The sequence below is a fragment of the Ruegeria marisflavi genome, assembly GCF_025673445.1.
Lineage (GTDB): Bacteria > Pseudomonadota > Alphaproteobacteria > Rhodobacterales > Rhodobacteraceae > Ruegeria_B > Ruegeria_B marisflavi.
Genome location: NZ_JAOVQN010000060.1, coordinates 1 through 2,822, shown reverse-complemented (window position 1 = coordinate 2,822; position 2,822 = coordinate 1). Strand labels below are relative to the sequence as shown.

At 52.3% G+C, this 2,822-nt stretch carries 3 protein-coding genes; all 3 read left to right on the top strand.

Annotation, left to right across the window (positions count from 1 at the left end):
• Positions 1-329 precede the first annotated feature (329 nt).
• The 3 genes from OEZ49_RS22925 (at position 330) to OEZ49_RS22915 (ending at position 2,653) form a co-directional block, all read left to right on the top strand.
• Positions 330-662 carry a hypothetical protein gene (locus OEZ49_RS22925; protein ID WP_263390460.1) on the top strand — a complete coding sequence of 111 codons (333 nt, stop codon included), beginning with the start codon at positions 330-332 and terminating at the stop codon, positions 660-662.
• Between the two features lie 694 nt (positions 663-1,356).
• Complete coding sequence (locus OEZ49_RS22920) at positions 1,357-1,623, top strand: VPLPA-CTERM sorting domain-containing protein (protein ID WP_263390459.1); 267 nt, start codon at positions 1,357-1,359, stop codon at positions 1,621-1,623.
• Between the two features lie 400 nt (positions 1,624-2,023).
• On the top strand, positions 2,024-2,653 hold the full coding sequence (locus OEZ49_RS22915; protein ID WP_263390458.1) for a VPLPA-CTERM sorting domain-containing protein: 630 nt from the start codon (positions 2,024-2,026) through the stop codon (positions 2,651-2,653).
• The last annotated feature ends 169 nt before the right edge of the window (positions 2,654-2,822 follow it).

The window sequence follows — 2,822 nt, the reverse complement described above, 5'->3', positions numbered from 1 at the left end:
AGACCTCAGCTTTACGGCAATCATCAATGCCTGCGCCGCTCTCCTGAACTCAAAGTGAATCTCAACAGACCCTAGTGAGCACGCGCTTTGCGTCGCTGTCTTGCACCTTCTTTCGGCAAGCGTTTCTGCAACAGAGCGCTACAGCGCTCGTCGCTCCAAACGCGAGTGCAAGACGAATTCGAAAGGCCAAAGCGATCCTTGCCTTCCGGGTGCTTCTTGCTCGGCTCAGCCAAAAGCAGAGAGTTCCATGAACCCAAAGCCCTAGACGTTTACGTGTGCTGCCAGCTCATGGTACGCCTTAGGAGTTTTGACAGGCGAGGTTTTTTCAAATGACGCTCGTTGCTTTACCTTCCATCGGAGAGTTTCAGGTAAACACCTGTTCTTTAGACAACCAAACGTCGCCTCTCGTTGCCGCATTGCGCGATGGGAGTTATGTCACGGCCTGGAACTCAAGAGGTCAGGACGGGGACGAATACGGCGCCTTCGCCAAAATCTATTCTAGTGACGGGTTGCCAATCGGTGATGAGTTTCAGGTCAATTCGCAGAGCGAAGGCCATCAGAACATTCGCGCCATCGCAAGTATGAGTGACGGCGGATTTTTGGCATTGTGGTCAAGCTTGGATACCATTGCCGGAAGCGCAACAAGATTTTTTTGGGCGTAGGTACGACGCAACTGGTAGCCCCGTTGGCGGTGAGTTTGAAATTAATCCAACAACAGAAGGTGCTGCATCCCTCGTAAGCCATTTTGCTGTAGCGGATCTAGTCGATGGCAGTTTCGTAGTAGCCAGAACCGAATATGACCCTATGGGCGATTGTTCTGGTGTCTTTGCACAAGTCTATGACGCGTTCAATAACCCAGTAGGCCCTGAAATACGGGTTGAGACAACCATCGTTCCAAGGAATCTGTCTACGTCTGTCGTTGGATTTGGGGATGGCGGTTTTACAGTTTTTTGGGAAAGTGATCCATCTACCGGTCTTAGCTCCTCAATCCTCGGTCAGCGCTTCCACTCTGATGGAAGTACAGTGAGGAACGAATTTTCAGTTCACATACATGAGGGCGGTGGTGGCTTGCCTTCGTTTGAAATTGCGGAGTTGAACAGCGGAGGCTTTGTCGCTGTTTGGATCGAGCCTCGCACCGATGTTTCAGGGCAGTATTACAGTGACGTAATCAGGCGCGTTTACAATGCTGACGGCAGCGCGGCAGGGGGGGGCCTTTCAGATAGTCCCTCCGACTGAAACAAGTAACCGATTTTTGTCGGTTACAGGGCTTTCAAATGGTGGTTGTCTGACGTCAGCACCTACCGGACAGATTTAAGGGTTTGAGCGACGGAGGATTTCTGGTTCATCGAAGCCATTATGGAGCGAAGATGGACAAGCGGTCCGGAGCAAAGAGTTGCACAGAACGCAGCCAATGGCGGTCTTGATGGCCTGTACAACGGGTTTGGCGAAACATCGGCCTATGTCCGCGATAACTTCGGCTATCTCGGCCAGAACTACGGCAACACCAACTATGCGTTCCGGGTTTCCGCTGTTCCGGTTCCTGCTGCTGGTTTGTTGCTGCTGTCCGGCTTCGGCGCATTGGGTGCCATCGCGCGCCGCAGAAAGAGCCGCGCCAAGGGCTGAGCCTTTTACTCAGCATTGAATTCAGGAAGCCCCCGAATTTCGGGGGCTTTTTCATTTTTCAGAATGAGTGATCACGGGGTTTACCCCGGCCAACGAATGTATTGGAAGCAGGCGCAACCCTGCGATTCCCAAGCCATTGGGGCAAATCAACAAAACGCGGCACCGCGTTGACCAAAGCTTAACTCGAATCCAAAACTGTTATCTTGAAATACAGTTATTAGTTCGATTTTCAGAACAATAGGGCATTTTCCTGTCCGAATTCTGACAAAATGGCAAAATTGTGTTTGCTTTGTGGCGCTGACTGTCTAGCATCATGCAGGCTGGATGGGCTTTTTTTGCTGATGCGTCATCTCATGCAAAACCAACACGTTTTGACATTCACATTTCTGGGGGAACTCACATGAAACTCGTTTTAGCCGTTGCTTTTTCGGTACTGGCCGGCGCTGCAAGCGCCACAACACAATACAGCGACAGGACAGCTTTCGAAGCGGCCACTGCTTCGCTGACCACTGAAACATTCAACGGCTTTACGTCCGATGTTTCCCTGGCGGCAACAACCTTTGATGTCGGTGACTTCTCGATCGCGACGACACTGAACAACAGTATTCTGAAAATCGACGCGGACGGTGCTGACAGCCATTCTGTCAACGGGTCTGCGTTTGTTCGCGGCGTCGGTCTCCCCGGTGACATGTTCACCTACATTTTTGACACGGCGATCACCGCCTTTGGTGTCGATCTTTTTGGGTTCAACGATTTTGAAGAGCGTACGCGCGTCGTTATCAATGGCAACACGTATACACTTCCCGTGGTTAACGGCGTCGTGAATTCGTTCTTTGGATTCACATCAGGCACGGCGTTTACGTCGGTATCCTTTAATGTGATTGCCGGAGGAGAAGATGGTGGCTTTGACAACATTTCCTACGGTGCCGTCGCCCCTGTGCCGGTTCCTGCGGCTGGCTTGTTGCTGCTGTCCGGCTTCGGCGCATTGGGTGCCATCGCGCGCCGCAGAAAGAGCCGCGCCAAGGGCTGAGCCTTTTACTCAGCATTGAATTCAGGAGGCCCCCGATTTTCGGTAACCGTCCGGTGAAGGCGCTCTGGCGGCGTGGTGGCTATGCCGGTTACAACCGGCTCTGTTGCACAAATCCTGAGAGGGATTCATCTTGTGAATCCAGCGTGGTAGCTGTGCTGCATGAGCAGAC

What these genes read in the sequence shown, in the direction of transcription:
- OEZ49_RS22925 (WP_263390460.1), top strand. Translation starts at nt 330, where the DNA reads ATGACGCTCGTTGCTTTACCTTCCATCGGAGAGTTTCAGGTAAACACC.
- OEZ49_RS22920 (WP_263390459.1), top strand. Translation starts at nt 1,357, where the DNA reads ATGGAGCGAAGATGGACAAGCGGTCCGGAGCAAAGAGTTGCACAGAAC.
- OEZ49_RS22915 (WP_263390458.1), top strand. Translation starts at nt 2,024, where the DNA reads ATGAAACTCGTTTTAGCCGTTGCTTTTTCGGTACTGGCCGGCGCTGCA.